The following is a 17223-nucleotide window of genomic DNA, read 5'->3' as shown; positions in this document are numbered from 1 at the left end:
AACCGCGCTGGAATACTCAGTGCCCTGACTAATTCGCGGATTCGGTCCGCGATCCGGGGCGCCTGGAAGAGATGGGGCTTCTCGGATGGACAAGGTGGTGGCCACGGCCGGTGAGGCGGTGGCCGACGTGCCGGACGGCGCATCGCTGGCGGTGGGCGGTTTCGGGCTGAGCGGTGTTCCGAACGTGCTGATCCAGGCGCTGTACGAGCGCGGGACCGGCGAGCTGTCGGTGGTCTCCAACAACTGCGGCGCGATGGACTCCGGGCTTGCCGTTCTGCTGGCCGCGGGACGGATCGCCCGGGTGACCGGGTCCTACATCGGGGCGAACAAGGAGTTCGCCCGGCAGTACCTGGGCGGCGAGCTGGAGGTGGAGATGATCCCGCAGGGCACGCTGGCCGAGCGGCTGCGGGCCGGCGGCGCCGGGATCCCCGCCTTCTACACCCCGGCCGGGGTGGGCACGCAGGTCGCCGACGGCGGGCTGCCGTGGCGGTACGACGGTTCCGGCGGCGTCGCGCTGACCTCGCCGCCGAAGGAGGTCCGCGAGTTCGACGGAGCGCAGTACGTGCTGGAGCGCGGCATCCGTACCGACTTCGCACTCGTCCGGGCGGCCAAGGGTGACCGGCACGGGAACCTGGTGTTCGCGAAGTCGTCCCGGAACTTCAACCCGCTCGCGGCGATGGCCGGACGGGTGACCGTCGCCGAGGTGGAGGAGCTGGTGGAACCCGGCGAGATCGATCCGGACGCGGTGCACCTCCCCGGGATCTTCGTGCAGCGGGTCGTCGCGCTGACGGCGGAGCAGGCGGCGGACAAGAGGATCGAGCGGCGGACGGTGAGTTCCTGATGGCCTGGACACGTGAGCAGATGGCCGCCCGGGCGGCCCGGGAACTGCGGGACGGGCAGTACGTCAACCTCGGCATCGGCCTGCCGACGCTGATCCCGAACTACCTGCCGCAGGGCGTGGAGGTGACGCTGGAGTCCGAGAACGGGATCCTGGGCACCGGCCGGTATCCGACCGAGGCCGAGGTGGACCCCGACCTGATCAACGCCGGCAAGGAGACCGTGACGGTCCTGCCGGGCGCCTCCTTCTTCGACTCGGCGCTGTCCTTCGGCATGATCCGGGGCGGGCACATCGACGTCGCCGTGCTGGGGGCCATGCAGGTATCCGCCACCGGCGACCTGGCCAACTGGGCCATCCCGGGCAAGATGATCACCGGGATCGGCGGGGCGATGGACCTCGTCCACGGTGCCCGCACCGTCATCGTGGTGATGACCCACACCGCCAAGGACGGCTCGCCCAAGATCCTCCGGGAGTGCGCGCTGCCGCTCACGGGCAAGGCGTGCGTGAACCGGGTCATCACCGACCTCGGCGTCCTCGACGTGACCGACGACGGCCTGGCCCTGGTCGAGGCCGCGCCCGGGGTGAGTGTCGACGAGATCACCGCCAGGACCGATGCCGAGCTCGTCATCGCGGAGGGACTCAAGTGAAGGACGTCTACGTCGTCGACGCGGCCCGCACCCCGTTCGGCAAGTACAACGGCTCCCTGGCGGGCGTACGCCCCGACGACCTGGCCGCCCACGCGATCCGGGAACTCCTTGCCCGCACGCCCGGCCTGGATCCGGCCCGGGTCGAGGACGTGTACTTCGGCAACGCCAACGGCGCCGGCGAGGAGAACCGCAACGTCGCCCGCATGGCCGCCCTCCTGGCCGGCCTGCCCACCAGCGTCCCCGGCGTGACCGTGAACAGGCTGTGCGCCTCCGGCCTCGAAGCGGTGATCCAGGCCGCCCGCGCCATCGCCGTCGGCGACGCGTCGATCGCGCTCGCGGGCGGTGTGGAGTCGATGACCCGGGCGCCGTACGTGCTGCCCAAGTCGGACCGGCCCTTCCCTGCCGGGCACACCGAGCTGTACTCGACCACCCTGGGCTGGCGCATGGTCAACCCGGGGATGGACCCGCAGTGGACGATCCCCCTCGGCGAGTCGGCCGAACTCATCGCCGACAAGCACAAAATCACCCGCGAGCGACAGGACGAGTACGCCCTCGCCTCCCACCACAAGGCCGCCCGCGCCCAGGCCGACGGCCTGTTCGACGGCGAACTCGCGCCCGTCCCGGTGCCGCAGCGCAAGGGCGACCCGGTCGACTTCGCCGCCGACGAGTGTGTACGCCCGACGGCCTCCCTGGAGGCGATGGCGAAGCTGAAGCCGTCCTTCCGCACCCCCGACGGCACGGTCACCGCCGGGAACGCCTCGCCGCTCAACGACGGCGCCGCGGCGCTCCTCCTCGCCGACGAGGAGGGCCTGAAGGCAACCGGCCGCGAACCCCTCGCCCGGATCTCGGCCACCGGTGTCTCCGCGACCGACCCGCACTACTTCGGTCTTGCCCCCGTCGAAGCCGTGAACCGCGCCCTCACCAAGGCCGGCCGCACCTTCGCCGACCTGGACGTCCTCGAACTCAACGAGGCCTTCGCCGCCCAGGTGCTGGGCTGCGTCGCCGAGTGGCCCGACTTCGACCCCGCGATCCTCAACCCCCAGGGCGGAGCCATCGCGCTGGGCCACCCCCTGGGCGCCTCCGGTGCCCGCCTCGCCGGCACCGTCGCCCACCAGCTCGCCCGCAAGGGCGGCGGCACCGGAATCGCCACCCTCTGCATCGGCGTCGGCCAGGGCCTCGCCCTGGTCCTCGACCGCTAGGGAGTGTCGTTCGGACCAGGCCGGCTCCAGGCAACGGTGCCTTGCGACCGACCCGAACGGGGTCCGGTGCGTGCGGCTGCAAGGCGGAGGAGGGCGACAGGACGGAGCCCTGGCAACGACGACAACGCCGCTGGGGGTACCTCCCACGCCCTTCAGGCAGTGGGGGAGCGCGTGCCAGACCCCGCGACCCCGGCAAGATCCAAACGACACTCCCTAGTTCACCCACGGGACACCCCATGACTCTCACCCAGCACGACATCGACGCGGAGATCGCGGCCGAGCACGCCGCGTACGAGAAGCGGGTCGCCGACGGCGGGCCCGTCGAGCACCACCCGCGCCGCGACTACGCCCCGTACCGCTCCTCGGTGCTGCGCCACCCGAAGCAGCCGCCGGTCGCCATCGACGTCACCAAGGATCCGGAGCTGGTGGAGCTGTCCTCCCCCGCCTTCGGCGAGCGGGACATCACGGTCGTCGACAACGACCTGACCCGGCAGCACACCGGGGAGCCGGTCGGCGAGCGCATCACCGTCTCCGGCCGCCTCCTCGACCGGAACGGCAAGCCCGTGCGCGGCCAGCTCGTCGAGATCTGGCAGGCGAACTCGGCCGGCCGCTACGCCCACCAGCGCGAGCAGCACGACGCGCCGCTGGACCCGAACTTCACCGGCGTCGGCCGCACCCTCTCCGACGACGACGGCTTCTACCGCTTCACCACCGTCCAGCCGGGCCCCTATCCGTGGCGCAACCACGTCAACGCCTGGCGCCCGGCCCACATCCACTTCTCGGTGTTCGGCTCGGCGTTCACCCAGCGGCTGGTGACGCAGATGTACTTCCCGAACGACCCGCTGTTCCCGTACGACCCGATCCTGCAGTCCGTGACGGACGACGCCGCCCGGCAGCGGCTGATCGCGACGTACGACCACAGTCTGTCCGTGCCCGAGTTCTCGCTCGGCTACCACTGGGACATCGTGCTCGACGGCCCGAACGCCACCTGGATCGAAGAAGGACGCTGACCGCCATGACGAAGATCGACACGAGCGGGCCGGAGACCGTGCCGCCCACGCCTTCGCACACGGTCGGCCCGTTCTACGGCTACGCGCTGCCCTTCCGCGGCGGCGAGGACATCGCGCCCGTGGGGCATCCGGACACGATCACCGTGCACGGGTACGTGTACGACGGCGAGGGCGACCCGCTGCCGGACGCGCTCCTCGAGCTGTGGGGGCCCGACCCGGACGGCGAGCTGCCGACGGCCGACGGCTCGATGCGGCGCGACCCGGCGTCCGGCGGCTTCCTCGGCCGCAACGGTGTGGAGTTCACCGGCTTCGGCCGCATCCAGACCGACGCGAACGGCCACTGGTACGCGCGGACGCTGCGGCCCGGGGCGCGCGGGGCCAGTGCGCCGTACGTCAGCGTGTGCGTGTTCGCGCGCGGCCTGCTCGTGCACCTGTTCACCCGGATCTACCTGCCGGGCGACGAGTCGGTGCTGGCCGCGGACCCGCTGCTGTCCCGGGTGGACGCGGGGCGCCGCGACACGCTGATCGCCGCCGACGAGGGCAACGGGACGTACCGTTTCGACATCCGCCTTCAGGGCGAAGGCGAGACGGTCTTCCTGGAGTTCCAGTGACATCAGCTGCCGACACCGGTCTGCTCGCCCCCGGCTGGGCGGGCTCACCGGCCGCCGACGCGACCGACGACCGCGCCTGGCTGCGGGCGCTGCTCGACGCGGAGGCGGCCCTGACCCGCGCCCAGGCCGGGCTGGGGCTCGCTCCCGCCGAGGCGGCGGCCGCGGTGGCCGGGGCGGCCGACCCGGCCCGTATCGACGTGCGCTCCCTGGCCGAGCGCGCCCGCGGTGGCGGGAACCCGGTCATCCCGCTGGTGGCCGACCTGACCAAGGCGGTCGGTGAGGAGTACGGGCCGTACGTCCACCGTGGCGCGACCAGTCAGGACATCCTGGACACGGCGACCATGCTGGTCGCCGCCCGCACCCTGGACCTGCTGCTTCCCGACCTCGCCCGCACCGAAAGGGCGCTGGCCCGGCTGGCCGCCGAGCACCGGGACACGGCGATGCCGGGCCGGACGCTCACCCAGCACGCCGTGCCGACCACCTTCGGGCTGAAGGCGGCCGGCTGGCGCACGCTGGTCCTGGACGCGCGGGACCGGATCGTCGCCGTGCGCGATGCGCTGCCCGCCCAACTCGGCGGCGCGGCAGGAACCTTGGCCGCCTTCGGGGCGTACGGCGCGACCGACCCCGTCGAACTGCCGGCGGCGTACGCCCGTGAACTCGGTCTGCGGGCGCCCGCGCTGCCCTGGCACACGCTGCGCACCCCGGTCGCCGACCTGGCCGGATGCCTCGCCTTCGCGGCCGGGGCGCTCGGGAAGATCGCCGCGGATGTGCTGACGCTGTCCCGCACCGAGATCGGTGAGGTCGCCGAGGACAGCGGTGGCGGGTCGTCGGCGATGCCGCACAAGACCAACCCCGTACGGGCCACCCTCATCGCGTCGGCCGCCCGGCGCGCGCCGCAGCTCGCGGCCACGCTGTACGGCTCACTGGTGGCGGAGGACGAGCGGCCGGCCGGGGCCTGGCACGCCGAGTGGGAGCCGCTGCGGGACCTGCTGCGGCTGGCCGGCGGTGCCGCCCGTGACGCCGCCGAGCTGACCGAAGGGCTGCGAGTGCGTCCGGACGCGATGCGCGCGCACCTCGGCCTCACGCACGGACTGATCGTGTCCGAACGGCTCTCCGCCGAACTGGCACCGCTGCTCGGGCGGGCCCGCGCCAAGCAGCTGCTCACCGAACTCGCCCGGCGGACCTACACCGAGGACCGCACCCTGGGCGAACTGCTCGCCGAGGTACCGGAGTTGTCCGGCGTCGATCTCGACGCGCCGACCGACCCCGTCCGTTACACCGGCTCCGCCGGAGCCCTGACCGACCGCGCTCTGGAGCGACGTTGACCATGCTCAACCACCTGACCGAAGGCCCCGCCTCCGCTCCCCCGCTGCTGCTCGGGCCCTCACTGGGCACCTCGTACGCGCTGTGGGACAAGGTGGCGCCCGAGCTGTCCATCGGGCACCGGGTGATCCGCTGGGACCTGCCGGGGCACGGAGGTTCGGCGGCGGAGCTGATCGGGCCGGGCGCCACCGTCGGCGACCTCGCCGGCCTGGTGCTCTCGCTCGCCGACTCGCTCGGGGTCGAACGGTTCGCCTACGCCGGGGTGTCGCTGGGCGGCGCCGTGGGTCTGCACCTGGCCGTGCACCATCCGGAGCGGGTTTCGTCGCTGGCCGTCCTCTGTTCGTCGGCGCACTTCAACGGTGCGAAGGCGTGGGAGGAGCGGGCGGCGACGGTGCGCGCGGAAGGGCTGGCGAAACTCGCGGACGGGGCGGACGGCCGGTGGTTCACGCCCGGGTTCACCGTGCCGAGGCTGGTCCAGGACCATCGGGACGCCGACCCGGAGGCGTATGCCGCCTGCTGCGACGCGCTGGCCGCGTTCGACCTGCGGGACCGGCTCGGCGAGATCTTTGCGCCGACGCTGCTGATCGCGGGCCGCCAGGACCCGGCCACGCCGCCCGCGCATCTGCGGGAGATCGCCGACGCGGTGCCGGGTGCGACGCTGACCGAGCTGCCGGGGACCTCGCACCTGGCGCCGGCGGAGCGGCCCGAGGCGGTGCTGACGGCGCTGCGGGCGCACTTCGACGGCGGTGCGAGGCGGGGCATGGCGGTGCGGCGCGAGGTACTCGGGGACGCCCACGTGGACCGGGCGCAGGGGCGGCAGAACCCGTTCACCGCCCGCTTCCAGGACTTCATCTCGCGCTATGCCTGGGGCGAGATCTGGACGGACGAGACCCTCTCACGCCGCGAACGCAGCATGATCACGCTGACGGCGCTGGTCGCGCACGGACACTACGAGGAGCTGGCCATGCACGTGCGGGCGGCGCGGCGCAACGGGCTGACACCGGACGAGATCGGCGCGGTGCTGCTGCAGACGGCGGTGTACTGCGGGGTGCCCGCGGCGAACTCGGCGTTCGCGGCGGCCCAGCGGGTGCTGGCCGAGGAGGACGGCAGCGCCGAGGAGCACGGCACCACCCGCTGAGCTCGCCGACCTCAGCCCACCTGTCCCGCGGCCAGTGCCTCGCGGGCCCGCGCCACCAGTCCGTCGGCGCCGCACGAGTCCGCCAGTGCGAGGCCACGGTTCAGCTCGGCCTCCGAGCGGGCCGCGATGCCGTACTCCACGCGGGCGGCGGCGTGCTCGTACTGGCAGGGTGAGGCCTCCAGATAGGCGACGGCCTGCGCGGCGAGCCGGACCGCGCGCTGCCCGGTCTCCAGCGCGGCGGCGCACCGCAGGGCCTCCCCTATGGCGGTGTCCGTGCCGAAGCGCTCGGCCTGGCGGCGGGCGTCGGTGACGAGCCGGGCGGCGCGGCCCGGGTCCTCCGTGGCGAGGGCCCGCGCCAGCTCGGTCGCCCAGGGATGCACCACCGGGTTGTGCCTGCCGCGTGCGGCCGCCGCCTTCTCGGCCGTCTCCAGTTCGTTGACGCCCTCCTTGGTGCGGCCGGTCGCGAGCAGCAGCCGGGCCCGCACGGGGCGGGGGTCGGGCAGCACGATGGTGGACGGGTACGGCGGGTCGAAGCCGTAGCGGTCGGCGACGGACCTTGCCTCCTCGACGTGGCCGCGGGCGAGCAGCGTGTCGATCAGGTTGCAGGTCGCGGACCAGTACAACGGCAGGCCGCGGCCGACCCGTTCGGCGATGCGCAGCGATTCGCGCAGGGATTTCTCGGCCTCCCTGAGCCGGCCCCGCCTGCGGTGGCCGAGACCGACGTAGGCGTGCGCGAGGGCGAGGTGGCCGCCGCTCCAGCCGGCGGTCTCGTAGGTGCTCAGGGCCTCGGTGAAGAGTGCCTCGGCGCGGTCGAGCCGGTCGCTGTAGGCGTAGGAGGTGGCCAGCATCATCGGCAGTTCGAGGCCCCACTCGGTGTCGGTCCAGCCGAGCCCGGAGGCGAGGCGGCCGTTGACGAGCGCCCGGTCGCACAGCTCGACGACCTCTTCGGCGTTCTCGCCCCGCGTCATGGCGTCGAAGCCGCGCAGGATGAGCAGGGCACGCTCCGCGTTGTCGCGGCCGGCGCAGGTGCCGGCGAGTTCGGCGAGTCGCTCGGACCGGCCGGGCGAGGAGGTCTCGCCGGGGTGGATGCCCTCCCACATGTACTGGACGGCCTGCAGCCGAAGCCGCACGGACGGGTCCGGGTTGCGGGCGGCCTCCGCCCGGACGGTGCGGACGGCCTCCTCCAGCTGGTCGTTGTGGAGCAGGGCCTCGGAGAGCCGGAAGACGGCGTTGACGCGCTGCTCGCCGTCCAGGCCGGACATGGCGAGGGCGGTGCGCAGGTGGTCGATGGTCGTGGCGGGCGCGGTGAGGAGCGTGGCACAACCCAGTTCGTAGAGCACCCGCGCGTGGGTTTCGGGCAACGGCGGTTCCTCAAGGGCGCGTTCGAGGCAGCGGCGGGCCGCGTCGGGGGCCCCGACGGCGAGGTGCTCGCGAGCTGCTTCGCGCAGCTGCTCGACGACTTCCTGGTCGTCGTCGGGATACACCTGGAGCAGATGGCGGGAGGCGGCCGCGGCACCGAGTCCGGAGTCGGTGACCAGCTGGGCCGCTATGCCGTGCATCGCCGTGCGCAGCGCGTCGGGGATGGACTTGTAGACGGCGGTGGCGATCAACGGGTGGACGAACTCCAGGTCGTCCGCGGCGGCCTGCCCGGCGGCGGGGTCGGGCGCGGAGAGGATGCGGGCGCTGCACAGCAACTCGGCGCAGCGGGCGGCGTCGCCGCGGTCGAGGGTGGCGAGCCGGGCCACCATGTCGACGGTGATGCCGCCGCCGAGAATGGCGGCCGCCCAGGCGAACCGGGTGGAGTCGACGCCGAGTTGCTCCAGGCGGGCGACGAGCCCGCCGCCCCGGGCCGAGCGGTTCAGGTCGCGCAGTTCGGCGGCCTGCGACTCGACCGGTTCCAGTTCGCTGTCCTGGACCTTGGCGAGGAGTTCGACGGTCTCGTACGGGTTGCCGCCGGTGACGGCCCACACCTCGCGGCAGAACGCGGCATCGGCGTGGTCGCCCAGCGTGGCGCGGGTGAGGCCGGCCGTCGCGGCGGGGGTGAGGGCGTTCAGCGGGGCGAGGGGCCGGCCCGCGGCGGAGGCGGCGTCCAGGTGGCGGGCGCTGTCGCCGCCGACGTCACCGGGGCGGCGGGCGATCACGATCAGCACCGAGGTCTCGTCGAGCCGTTCGGCGAGCGCGGCGAGCCAGCGCAGGGTCTCCTGGTCGGCCCAGTGGGCGTCGTCGATCAGCAGGACCAGCGGCCACTCCCGGCGGGCCAGCCGGCGTACAGCGGCGACCAGGCCGTCGCACACGCCCTGCGGGTCGGCCTGCCGCTCGCCCGGGTCCGCTATGCCGAGGGCGGGGCCCGCGATCTCGTACCAGTCACCGAGGTACTCGCGCGCCTCCTCCGGGAGCATGGACACGAGTGCGGGCTGGAGCAGTTGGCGTACGACGTTGAAGGGGACGGACCTGAGTGTCTCGCCGCCGCGCGCGGACCAGACGGTGCAGCCCCGGGCCTCGGCGAGGCGGCGGGTCTCCGCGAGCAGCGCGGTCTTGCCCAGTCCGGCCTCGCCCCGCGCCTCCAGCAGAGTCCCGGAGGACGAGCGGTCCGCGCACAGGGTGTCGACCGCCCCCGTGATGGTGGCGACTTCCTCGTCGCGCTCCCAAAGAGCGGCCGAGGGGGCAGCCGTTCGCCCTACCTCCGTCATCCCGCTACCTCCCCGAGTCGCCCGAATGACGTACAGACCTTGAGCCTAACCGCCCGATCGCGCAAGTGACGGGGTGTCGGGGCAGCAGTTGCCGTGATGGGTGACATGCGGTAAAGCGCGGACGACGGCCCGGCCCCGTCATCAGCCAAGGCGCTGTCCGACGACCGTCAACCCGTCGTGGGCGGCGGGGCGGCAGGCGGTCCCGGCATGCCGTACCCGGGCCTCTCATCCCGCTTTCACCGACGCCTCTTACGGTGGGCACATGACGCAGGAGACTCCTCCCGGGTGGTACCCGGACCCCGGACAGAAGAATGACGGTCCCGCCACCGAGCGCTGGTGGGACGGCAACGCGTGGACGGACCAGGTCCGTGCCACGGGTCCGGCCGCCGCGTGGGCGCCTCCTACGCAGCCGCCGGCGCACGACACCGCGCCCGGCCCGTATCCCGTGCACCCGGGCTATCCGGGACTTCCCGCACAGGCGCCGTCCGCGCGGCGGCGCCGGCTGCGTACCGGCATAGCCGTCGGGGCGGCCGTGGCCGTGCTGGCCGGCATCGGGGTCGGCGTGTACGTGCTGGCCGACGGCGGTCCGGGCGGCGACGGCGCGGGATCCTCGCAGCAGGACCGGCGCGGGCCCGGCGGCCGGGACGACCCCTTCGGCGACTCGGGCGGCGGCGAGGGCGGCGAGTCGCCCTCGCCCGGCTCCCCGGACGGTTCCGAACCGCCCACGATCGACAGCGGGTCGGTGACGGACCCGGTCAGCGGGATCAGCCTGCCCATTCCGGACGGCTGGTCCGGGCAGCAGTTGCAGGTCGGCGCGACGGTGACGTCGGACGACAGCTACAAGTGCCCCGGCGACACCTCCAAGACCTGCACCAAGGGCGGCGCCTACTCGGCTCCCGCGGTGGTGCTGGGCACCAAGGGCGGCACCGCGGAGGAGGTCGCCAAGGCCGACATCGAGGCCAACGCCGAGGAGTCCTACGGCGGCGAGTCCTACGGCGCGATCACCTCGCACGAGGAACTGGCGTCCGAGGCGGTCACGGTCGCCGGGCAGAAGGGCTACCTGGTCCGCTGGAAGGCGGTCACCAGCAAGGGCGCCGACGGCTACGTCGAGTCGCTCGCCTTCCCCTCGCCCGCCGACCCAGAGCGCATCGTCGTCGTCCGCTTCGGCGTCGACGTCGGGGAGAAGCAAGCGGTGATCGACGAGATCACCAAGGGCATCGCGGTGGACTCCAGCGGCGGGGGCGGCAGCGGTCAGGACGTCTGACCGGTCCCGGACAGCAGTCGGCCGGGTGGGGCGCCCTTCCGCTCAGAAGGCGTCCCACCCGGCCGGGGTGCGCGCCGCCCCCGTCCCCACGGTGCGGCGCTGGCAGGTCGCCGTCCAGTCATCCCATGGACGGCGACCTGAGTCTCAGGGGAGGCCGAGTGCCGGCAGCACGACGGCCTCCACGAACCCGACGAGGTACTCCGCGTCGGCCTGCTCGCCCTCGACGACGGGCCGCATCCGCAGCATGCCGAACAGCTGGGCCGGTACGTACTCGAGCGCCGGGTGGCCGGCGGGGACCTCGCCCCGTGCGACGCCGCGCGCGAGGATGTCCCGGAGCGCGGCGATCTCCGGCTCGACGAGTGCCTCGCGCAGCGCGCCCTTGAGTTCCGGGTCCTCCATGACCGCGTGGCCGAGCGCCTGGAGCAGTCCCGTGTCCTTGCCCGCGCCCCCGCCCGCGGCCCGGGCCGCCTGGCGCAGGTCCTCGGCGAGCGACCCGGTGTCGATGTCGGTGAAGCGCACCCGGCGGTTGGAGCGCAGTGCGGCGGCCACGAACTGGGGCTTGGTCTTCCACTGCCGGTAGAGCGTGGACTTGCTGCACCGGGTGCTGGCGGCGATGCCTTCCATGGTGACGGCGTCGTAGCCGCAGGACCGGATCTGTTCGAGCACGGCGTCGAAGAACTCCTGCTCACGCTCGGGCGTGATCTTGGAGCGGCGGGAGGCGCCGGCCGGTTCCGGTCGGTCCGCGGCCTGCGACGTCATCGGCGGTGCTCCTCACGGTTCCGGGTGGCGGTAGGGCCCTCGAGCGGCCCGTACTCCAGTGTGGCGTACGTCTATCGATACGTCAGTGTACCGGTACATCAGCGTATCGGTACACTAGCGTATCGGAACGGGGTCGTATCGATGAGAACCGTCACACGGCCCCGCACCTGTGAGCCACGCACTTGTGAGCCACATACCTGTGAGCCACACGCACCACCGTCAGTGAAGGGGCCGGGGGATGAATGCCCGCAGCGAGCCTGCACAAGCGCGGCCGGACGAGCCCGCGCGCCCGGTCGCACGCCCACCGCTCGTCGGTGAGCTGCTGCTCGTGGCAGGGCTCTTCCTCGCGTACAAGTTCGGCCGACGGCTCGCGACGGGCCACACCGCCGAGGCCTTCCGCAACGCCCACCACGTGTGGGAGTGGGAGCGCGTGCTGCGACTGCCCGACGAGGGCACGGTGCAGTCCCTGCTCCTGCACGGCGACACCCTGACACACGCGGCGAACACCTACTACGCGACCGTCCACTTCCCGGCCACCGCGGCCTTCCTGATCTGGCTCTGGCTGCGGCGGCCGGAGCACTACGTCCGGGCCCGCCGGGTGCTGGCCGCGATGACCGGCGCCGCGCTGGCGCTGCACCTGCTCTTTCCGCTCGCCCCGCCGCGCATGCTGGGCGCCACCGGTCTGATCGACACGGCCCGGGTCTACGGTCCCTCGGTGTACGGCCCGCCGAGCACCGATCAGTTGTCGAACCAGTTCGCGGCGATGCCCTCGCTGCACTTCGGCTGGGCCCTGATGGTGGCGGTCGGGCTGATCGTCGCGACGCGGTCGCGCCTTCGGTGGCTGTGGCTGCTGCATCCGCTGCTCACGCTGCTGGTGATCGTGGGCACCGCGAACCACTACTGGCTCGACGTGATCGTGGCGGCGGCCATGCTCGGCCTCGTCCTGGCGGTGTTCCGCCTGCCGCACCGGCCGCGGTGCACCGTGACCCTCCGCCGGCCCGAGGTCCGGCGCCGGACGGCGGACCAGTGTGACCTGGTGGGGGCGGGCCGATGAGCGCCGCCCTGATCGCCGTCCTGCTGTCGCTGGTCTCCGCCTGCGCCTACGCCGCCGCGGCCGTCGCCCAGGAACGGCTGGCTGCCCGCAGCTCCGGCACGGGCGCGCTGCGGATGCTGGCCCGCGGGGCCTGGTGGTGGTCGGTCGCGCTCAACGCCTCGGCCGCGCTGCTGCACGTCGTGGCCCTCAAGTACGGGCCCCTCACCGTGGTCCAGCCGCTCGGCGCGCTCACCCTGGTCGCGGCGGTGCCCCTGGGGGCGCGGCTGGCGGGCCGGCGGGTCGGCGCGGTCGAGTGGCGGGGCATCGGACTGACGCTGCTCGGGCTCGGCGCGCTGCTGCTCACCGCGTCCGGACCCGCGCCCGACGACGTGCTGAGCGTGCCCGAGGCGCTGGCCGTCTCCGGCGCGGCGGCGGCGCTGATCGGCATGCTGTCCCGGCCCGGCACCCGGCCGGGGCTGCGGCACGCGACGGCGTCCGGCATCGCCTCCGGGGTCGCCTCGGCTCTCACCCAGACCGTCACGGTCGCCGTCACGGACCACTCCGGCTCGCTGCTCAGCGCCCAGGTGATCGGCGTGTCGGTACTGGTGGCGGCCTTCGCGGCGGGCGGGCTGCTGCTGGCGCAGACGGCGTACCGGGGTGGTCTCGGCGCCCCGCTGGCGGTGGTGACGCTGGCCAATCCGGTGGCCGCCGCGGTGATCGGGCTGTCCCTGCTCGGTGAGCGGCTGCGGGGCGGCGCGGGCGGCGTGCTGCTCGCGCTGACCGGTGCGGCGCTGGCCGCCTGGGGCGTGGTCCAGCTGAGCCGGGCGACGCCCGGGCGCTCCGACGAGGCCGGGGCGACGGCCGCCGCGCCGGCGACGGCACCGGCCCGACCGGCGCCGATGGGGCAGGGAGCGGTGGGGCCGGGAGCGGTGAGCCCGGGAGCAGTAGCCCCAGAAGCGGTGGGCCCAGGAGCGCTGGCCCCGGAAGCAGTAGCCCCAGGAGCGCTCGTGCCGGAAGCGGTGGGCCCAGGAGTGCCGGCCCCGGAAGCGATGGGCCCGAGGCAGGTGGGGCCCGTGCTGGTGCCCCGGCAGCCTGGGCCGGGGCACCTCACGCGGCTGTAGGCCTGTCCGGCCGGGCCGTCAATCCGTGATCATCGCCGGGTCGCTCACCCCTGGCCGCCCGTTCTCCACGTGCCCGGCGAGGCGCCGCAGGAACGCCGGGTCGGCCTCGGAGGTGACCGTCACGTCGTACCAGCGGCGGCTGCGCGCGAGGTCGACGATGTGGTGCACGGTGGCGCCGGGGCGCACGGTGACGGTCCTGCCCCCGCCGCCGTAGGCGTTGGCGTTGGCGACCCGGAGACGGACCGTGCCGGACCCGGTGTTGGTGAGGGTCAGCCGGACGTCGTCGCCGGTGTGCCGGGCGGTGACCTCGGGCCCGGCGGTCCTGTTGGGGCCCCGGAAGGCGCGCAGGAAGCCGTTGGGTCCGTGCACGGTCAGGTCGTAGGACCCGTCCGAGTACGCCGAGTTCCAGGTATCCGCGATGGTCTTGCCGGCCTCGGTGGTGTAGGTCCAGGGGCCGTCGGTGCGGTTGCCGGAGGTGACGAGGAAAGCGGCACCTGCCTCGGCGCCGGAGGCGAAGGTCAGCGTGAACTTCCCGGCCGCCGCGTCCACGGCGCCGTCCACGTGCGGGGCGTACCGCAGCGGGCGGGCGGGGCGCAGACCGCGCTCCTGCCGGGGCATGTCCGGGTCGGCGGGCGGCGTCGGGCGGTAGTCCGGGTGGCGTTCGCGGTCCGGCGGCTCATAGGCGTCGGTGTCCGGCAGCTCGGCCGGGCGGCTGTCCTTGCGGGAGAAGTCGAAGGCGGCGGTCAGGTCGCCGCAGACAGCGCGCCGCCACGGCGAGATGCCCGGTTCGCGGACGCCGAAGCGGCGTTCCATGAACCGGATGACGGAGGTGTGGTCGAAGGTCTCGGAGCAGACGAAGCCGCCCTTGCTCCAGGGCGAGACGACCAGCATCGGCACGCGCGGGCCGAGCCCGTAGAAGCCCTCGCGGTGGGCCTTGCTCCCCTTGAAGACGTCCAGGGAGACGTCCACGGTGGACCGGCCCTGCGCGGCGGACTTCGGCGGCAGCGGCGGCACCACGTGGTCGAAGAAGCCGTCGTTCTCGTCGTACGTGATGAACAGGGCGGTCTTCGCCCACACCGCCGGGTTGGAGGTGAGCGCGTCCAGAACCTGGGAAATGTACCAGGCACCGTAGTTGGACGGCCAGTTGGAGTGCTCGGAGAAGGCCTCCGGGGCGGTTATCCAGGAGATCTCCGGCAGCCGCCCGGCCTTGACGTCGGCGCGGAGCCGGTCGAAGTACCCGTCGCCGCTCTTCGCGTCGGTACCGGTGCGGGCCTTGTCGTACAGGGGATCGCCGGGCTCGGCGTTCCGGTACTTGTTGAAGTACAGCAGGGAGTTGTCGCCGTAGTTGCCGCGGTAGGCGTCGTCGATCCAGCCCCAGTGGCCGGCCGCGTCCAGGCCGTCGCCGACGTCCTGGTAGATCTTCCAGGAGATCCCGGCCTCCTCCAGCCGCTCGGGGTACGTCGTCCAGTCGTAGCCGAGTTCGTCGTTGCCGAGGACCGGGCCGCCGCCCGTGCCGTCGTTGCCCGTGTGACCCGACCACATGTAGTAGCGGTTGGGGTCGGTGGAGCCGATGAAGGAGCAGTGGTAGGCGTCGCAGACGGTGAAGGTGTCGGCGAGCGCGTAGTGGAAGGGGATGTCCTCACGGGTCAGGTACGCCATGGTGGTGGTGCCCTTGGCGGGCAGCCAGCGGTCGTACTTGCCGTTGTGGTAGGCGTCCTGCCCGTCGGACCAGCCGTGCGGCAGCCCCTCCAGGAACTGCATGCCGAGGTCGTCGGCCTCGGGGTGGAAGGGCAGCACCCCGGTACCGTCGCTCTTGGTCTGGTGCCAGACCGACTTGCCGCCGTCCAGGGAGACCGGGTGCGGGTCGCCGAAGCCGCGCACGCCGCGCAGCCTGCCGAAGTAGTGGTCGAACGAACGGTTCTCCTGCATGAGGACGACGATGTGCTCGACGTCCTCGATGGAACCAGAGCGGTGATTCGCCGGGAGCGCGGCGGCCCGCTCGATGCTCGCCGAGAGCGCACTGAACGCCGTGGTGGCGCCCGCGAGTTGGAGGAATCGGCGCCGGTTCACTTCGGCCATGGGGTGTAAGAGCCTCTCACCTTGGGGGGACTCACCCGGCCGGACGGTGCCGGATGATGACGGAATGCGCGCGAAAGGAGTGTTCCAGGAGCAGCAAACGTCAGGGAAGGGTCCGGTGGCGCTGGTGTGAAAGTCACCGGTACGTGAGGTGTGCCGGGCCCACCACCCGGGGATGGTCGCGATCATGACAGGCATGCACACGGAAGCGCCCCCGACCCGACGGCCCGTACGCCAGCTCCTCGCCGCCTCGGTGGGCAACGCCGTGGAGTGGTACGACTGGTACGCCTACACGTTTCTGGCCACCTACATCGCCGACCAGGTCTTCCCCAAGAGCACGGACAACTCGCTGGTGCCGCTGCTGTCGACGTTCGCGGTGTTCGCGGTGGGCTTCTTCATGCGGCCGGTCGGCGGGCTGCTGATGGGCGCGATCGCCGACCGGCGCGGGCGGCGCGCCGCGCTGACGGCCACCATCCTGCTGATGGGCGGCAGCAGCCTGCTGGTCGGCCTGACCCCGACGTACGCGGCGGCCGGTGTGCTCGCCCCGGTGGTCCTGGTCGTGGCCCGGCTGCTCCAAGGGCTCTCGGTGGGCGGCGAGTTCGCGGCGTCGACGACCTTCCTGGTGGAGTCGGCGGGGCCCGGCCGACGCGGCCTCTTCTCCAGCTTCCAGTACGTGTCGACGACGGCGGGGCAGCTCGTGGCGTCCGGCGTCGCGGCCCTGCTCGTGAACACGTTGAGCGAGGAGCGGATGAACGGCTGGGGGTGGCGGGTGCCGTTCGTGCTCGGCGCCGTCCTCAGCCTGGTCGGCTTCTGGATCCGGCAGGGCGCCCAGGAGACCCGCAGCGCCGAGCAGCTGAAGGCCCCGCGCCCCGGCCTGTTCGAGGCGCTGCGCCGCCATCCGCGCGAGTCCCTGCTGATCTGCGGCATCACGGCGGGCGGCACCATCGCGTACTACACCTGGACGTCGTACCTGCCGACGTACGCCGAGCTCAACACCGGGCTGGACAAGGCGGACGCGCTGCTCGCGGGCACCATCTCGCTCGCCTTCTTCGCGCTCCTCCAGCCGCTCGGCGGGCTGCTCTCCGACCGTTTCGGGCGCCGTCCGCCGCTGCTCTTCTTCGGTGTGGGGTTCGCCCTGCTGAGCGTGCCCCTGCTGCACTCCCTGCGCGACTCGTTCGCCGTGCTGCTGCTCGTGCAGTGCGCGGGCATGATCCTGCTGACCGGCTTCACCTCGATCAGCGCCGCCGTCAACGCCGAGATCTTCCCGCCCCGGGTGCGGGCGGCCGGCATCGGCTTCCCCTACTCGCTGACGGTCGCCCTGTTCGGCGGCACGGCGCCGTACGTCGGCACGCTGTTCAAGGACCTGGGCCACGCCGGACTCTTCCCCTGGTACGTCGCCGTGCTGTGCCTGCTGTCCTCGCTCGTGTACCTGCGGCTGCCGGAGACGGCGCACAAGGAGCTGGAGCGCTGACGCCCTGTGCAGGTCGGGCTCATCCGCGCCAGGTGCGGCGGGC

At 73.0% G+C, this 17223-nt stretch carries 14 protein-coding genes; 11 read left to right on the top strand and 3 right to left on the bottom strand.

All coding sequences use genetic code 11. The features are described from left to right. The first annotated feature begins 85 nt into the window (after positions 1-85). The 7 genes from ACIQ1J_RS27605 (at position 86) to pcaD (ending at position 6766) form a co-directional block, all read left to right on the top strand. A complete protein-coding gene (locus tag ACIQ1J_RS27605; protein WP_210961055.1) occupies positions 86-841 on the top strand; it encodes a CoA transferase subunit A in 756 nt (251 codons plus the stop codon). Beyond that, positions 841-1485 carry a CoA transferase subunit B gene (locus tag ACIQ1J_RS27600; protein WP_403560952.1) on the top strand — a complete coding sequence of 215 codons (645 nt, stop codon included), beginning with the start codon at positions 841-843 and terminating at the stop codon, positions 1483-1485. The genes ACIQ1J_RS27605 and ACIQ1J_RS27600 overlap by 1 nt, the downstream gene beginning before the upstream one ends. Next, complete coding sequence (locus ACIQ1J_RS27595) at positions 1482-2684, top strand: thiolase family protein (RefSeq protein WP_403560950.1); 1203 nt, start codon at positions 1482-1484, stop codon at positions 2682-2684. Before ACIQ1J_RS27600 ends, ACIQ1J_RS27595 begins: the two co-directional genes overlap by 4 nt. A 236-nt stretch (positions 2685-2920) precedes the next feature. After that, positions 2921-3694 (top strand): protocatechuate 3,4-dioxygenase subunit beta, encoded by a 774-nt coding sequence (gene pcaH, locus ACIQ1J_RS27590; RefSeq protein WP_210961058.1) that lies wholly within the window; start codon positions 2921-2923, stop codon positions 3692-3694. 5 nt (positions 3695-3699) lie between these two features. Then, entirely contained in the window at positions 3700-4305 is a 606-nt protein-coding gene (pcaG, locus tag ACIQ1J_RS27585; protein WP_403560948.1) for a protocatechuate 3,4-dioxygenase subunit alpha, read from the top strand. Continuing rightward, on the top strand, positions 4302-5630 hold the full coding sequence (gene pcaB, locus ACIQ1J_RS27580; RefSeq protein WP_403560946.1) for a 3-carboxy-cis,cis-muconate cycloisomerase: 1329 nt from the start codon (positions 4302-4304) through the stop codon (positions 5628-5630). Before pcaG ends, pcaB begins: the two co-directional genes overlap by 4 nt. A gap of 2 nt (positions 5631-5632) precedes the next feature. Next, entirely contained in the window at positions 5633-6766 is a 1134-nt protein-coding gene (pcaD, locus tag ACIQ1J_RS27575) for a 3-oxoadipate enol-lactonase (RefSeq protein ID WP_403560944.1), read from the top strand. An 11-nt stretch (positions 6767-6777) separates the two neighbouring features. Here the strand turns inward: pcaD and ACIQ1J_RS27570 are convergent, their stop codons facing one another. Continuing rightward, positions 6778-9456 (bottom strand): ATP-binding protein, encoded by a 2679-nt coding sequence (locus ACIQ1J_RS27570; RefSeq protein ID WP_403560942.1) that lies wholly within the window; start codon positions 9454-9456, stop codon positions 6778-6780. A 262-nt stretch (positions 9457-9718) separates the two neighbouring features. Here ACIQ1J_RS27570 and ACIQ1J_RS27565 point away from each other — a divergent pair, with 262 nt between their 5' ends. Beyond that, positions 9719-10720 carry a DUF2510 domain-containing protein gene (locus ACIQ1J_RS27565; protein ID WP_403560940.1) on the top strand — a complete coding sequence of 334 codons (1002 nt, stop codon included), beginning with the start codon at positions 9719-9721 and terminating at the stop codon, positions 10718-10720. Positions 10721-10864: 144 nt separating this feature from the next. Here the strand turns inward: ACIQ1J_RS27565 and ACIQ1J_RS27560 are convergent, their stop codons facing one another. Next, positions 10865-11479 (bottom strand): TetR/AcrR family transcriptional regulator, encoded by a 615-nt coding sequence (locus ACIQ1J_RS27560; protein ID WP_210961064.1) that lies wholly within the window; start codon positions 11477-11479, stop codon positions 10865-10867. 238 nt (positions 11480-11717) lie between these two features. Here ACIQ1J_RS27560 and ACIQ1J_RS27555 point away from each other — a divergent pair, with 238 nt between their 5' ends. Together ACIQ1J_RS27555 and ACIQ1J_RS27550 are read left to right on the top strand one after the other, a co-directional pair. Continuing rightward, the gene (locus tag ACIQ1J_RS27555) at positions 11718-12533 is read left to right on the top strand and encodes a phosphatase PAP2 family protein (protein WP_403560938.1); all 816 of its coding nucleotides are present in this window, start codon (positions 11718-11720) and stop codon (positions 12531-12533) included. Beyond that, positions 12530-13633, top strand: a complete 1104-nt coding sequence (locus ACIQ1J_RS27550) for a hypothetical protein (protein ID WP_403560936.1) — start codon at positions 12530-12532, stop codon at positions 13631-13633. Before ACIQ1J_RS27555 ends, ACIQ1J_RS27550 begins: the two co-directional genes overlap by 4 nt. An 18-nt stretch (positions 13634-13651) precedes the next feature. Here the strand turns inward: ACIQ1J_RS27550 and ACIQ1J_RS27545 are convergent, their stop codons facing one another. After that, on the bottom strand, positions 13652-15712 hold the full coding sequence (locus ACIQ1J_RS27545) for a phosphocholine-specific phospholipase C (protein ID WP_403560934.1): 2061 nt from the start codon (positions 15710-15712) through the stop codon (positions 13652-13654). Between the two features lie 172 nt (positions 15713-15884). On the opposite strand from ACIQ1J_RS27545, the gene ACIQ1J_RS27540 reads away from it, so the two are divergent. Further along, positions 15885-17180 (top strand): MFS transporter, encoded by a 1296-nt coding sequence (locus ACIQ1J_RS27540; protein ID WP_403560932.1) that lies wholly within the window; start codon positions 15885-15887, stop codon positions 17178-17180. The last annotated feature ends 43 nt before the right edge of the window (positions 17181-17223 follow it).

Origin of the sequence: Streptomyces sp. NPDC097107, from assembly GCF_044762405.1 — a bacterium.
Lineage (GTDB): Bacteria > Actinomycetota > Actinomycetes > Streptomycetales > Streptomycetaceae > Streptomyces > Streptomyces thinghirensis.
Note: the sequence above shows the minus strand (reverse complement) of the source record. Positions and strands in the feature narration are given on the sequence as shown.

Bases quoted from the DNA above. Each gene is read 5' to 3' on its own strand.
- ACIQ1J_RS27565 (WP_403560940.1), top strand. From the start codon at position 9,719: ATGACGCAGGAGACTCCTCCCGGGTGGTACCCGGACCCCGGACAGAAG.
- pcaD (WP_403560944.1), top strand. From the start codon at position 5,633: ATGCTCAACCACCTGACCGAAGGCCCCGCCTCCGCTCCCCCGCTGCTG.
- ACIQ1J_RS27560 (WP_210961064.1), bottom strand. From the start codon at position 11,479: ATGACGTCGCAGGCCGCGGACCGACCGGAACCGGCCGGCGCCTCCCGC.
- ACIQ1J_RS27545 (WP_403560934.1), bottom strand. From the start codon at position 15,712: ATGGCCGAAGTGAACCGGCGCCGATTCCTCCAACTCGCGGGCGCCACC.
- pcaG (WP_403560948.1), top strand. From the start codon at position 3,700: ATGACGAAGATCGACACGAGCGGGCCGGAGACCGTGCCGCCCACGCCT.
- ACIQ1J_RS27555 (WP_403560938.1), top strand. From the start codon at position 11,718: ATGAATGCCCGCAGCGAGCCTGCACAAGCGCGGCCGGACGAGCCCGCG.
- ACIQ1J_RS27570 (WP_403560942.1), bottom strand. From the start codon at position 9,456: ATGACGGAGGTAGGGCGAACGGCTGCCCCCTCGGCCGCTCTTTGGGAG.
- ACIQ1J_RS27540 (WP_403560932.1), top strand. From the start codon at position 15,885: ATGGTCGCGATCATGACAGGCATGCACACGGAAGCGCCCCCGACCCGA.
- pcaH (WP_210961058.1), top strand. From the start codon at position 2,921: ATGACTCTCACCCAGCACGACATCGACGCGGAGATCGCGGCCGAGCAC.
- ACIQ1J_RS27550 (WP_403560936.1), top strand. From the start codon at position 12,530: ATGAGCGCCGCCCTGATCGCCGTCCTGCTGTCGCTGGTCTCCGCCTGC.
- ACIQ1J_RS27600 (WP_403560952.1), top strand. From the start codon at position 841: ATGGCCTGGACACGTGAGCAGATGGCCGCCCGGGCGGCCCGGGAACTG.
- ACIQ1J_RS27605 (WP_210961055.1), top strand. From the start codon at position 86: ATGGACAAGGTGGTGGCCACGGCCGGTGAGGCGGTGGCCGACGTGCCG.